Origin of the sequence: Pseudomonas sp. HMWF006, from assembly GCF_003061205.1 — a bacterium.
GTDB classification, from domain to species: Bacteria; Pseudomonadota; Gammaproteobacteria; order Pseudomonadales; family Pseudomonadaceae; genus Aquipseudomonas; species Aquipseudomonas monsensis.
On sequence record NZ_QAIU01000506.1, the window covers coordinates 1 to 1,383 of the forward strand.

A 1,383-nucleotide genomic window follows, 5' to 3' on the forward strand; every position below is an offset into this window, starting at 1 on the left:
CGGCGGCGCGCAGGCTGCGTGGCTTGCCGATGCGCAGGTAGGTGGCCTTGACCTGCTCGATGCAGGTGTCGCAGAGCGCGGCGCTGAAGTTCTTCATGTAGCCGGCCGGGCCAGTGAGTACCGGCGCTTCGTTGCGCAGTTCGGCCAGGCGCAGGCTCCACGGACCGACCTGGATGTCGCCGATTTCCCGTTGCCCGAGACCGCTGTCGCCGCGAAACAGCGAGGCGTCGGCGAAGTACTTGGGCATGAAGCCCAGCGGGATCAACAACAGCAGGACATTGATGTGGAAACGCCATTTGCGCCACAAGCGTGACAGGGGCGAAGGTGGCGTGGTCGCCTTGGACTTGCTCACAGGCTGGCCTCCGAAGGTTCACGGCTCATGACCGGTTGCGCCTTGATGCGGTTTTTCTTGTCCTCGCGCTTGAGCGCGTTGGCCGTGGCCAGGGCGGTGCGCTTGGTCCAGATCAGCAGGCCGCTGAGTACCATCAGGCTCAGCAGCAGGCCGAAGAAGAACCAGATCAGCTTGATCCAGATACCGCCGAAGTCACCGGTGTGCAGCGGGCGCATCGACTCGGTGACGAACTCCAGCGAGGAACGATCGGAGAGCAACCGTGAAGCGGCCATGTCGCCGTTGTACGGGTTGAGCGTGGCGGTCTGGAACATCAGCGGATACCAGCCGCGTCCACCGACGCTCATGTGGCTGTAGGCATTGCCCGGCAGGCTGACGAAACTGGCTTCCAGCCCGGGAATCTTCTGCTGGGCGATTTCGACGGCCCGGTCCAGGCTGATCCGTGGCGGCGGTGTGCCGGCCGCGGAAATCGGCACGCTCTCACGGGACATCGCCGGAATGATCGGCTCGCTGGAGATGGAAATCTGGTTGTCGAACAGAATCGCGCGAATCAGGAACCAGATGCCGGTGATGGAGATTACTGCGATGAACCAGATCGACCAGATGCCGCACAACCGATGGAAGTCGCCCCAGAAGATCCGGGCGCCATGGCGCACTCGCAGGGTCGGGCGCAGGAAGCCTTTCCAGAATTTTTTGTAGACCACCAGGCCGGTGATCAACGACACCAGCATCGGCACGCCGAGGAATGACACCAGGTACCAGCCCCAGCTGTAGCCGTTGGTGAACGGCACCAGCCACCAGCCATGCAGGGCGCGGGTGAAGGCTTTGAAATCGAAGCTGGGCGCGGTGCCCTGGATCACCCCAGTGTACGGATTGACGTAGACCGTCAGCGAGCGCCCGTCGGGGTAGCTGACTTCAACGTCCAGGGCAAAGTGCGACTCGTCCGGCCGGCTGATGCTTTGCACCAGGGTTTGCGGCTCGGCGGTTTTGATCGCCGCCAGAACCTCGTCGTAGCTGAGCCGTGGGGCGTCGTC

Annotated in this window: 2 protein-coding genes; both read right to left on the minus strand. The window is 63.2% G+C overall.

The annotated features are described in order from the left end of the window. The coding region (locus DBR24_RS22465; RefSeq protein ID WP_128615837.1) for a thiamine pyrophosphate-binding protein at positions 1–352 on the minus strand (352 nt) is incomplete at its 3' end. Then, positions 349–1,383, minus strand: a 1,035-nt coding sequence (locus tag DBR24_RS22470) for a PepSY domain-containing protein (RefSeq protein WP_256591739.1), incomplete at its 5' end; no start/stop codon positions are given. The genes DBR24_RS22470 and DBR24_RS22465, both read right to left, overlap by 4 nt.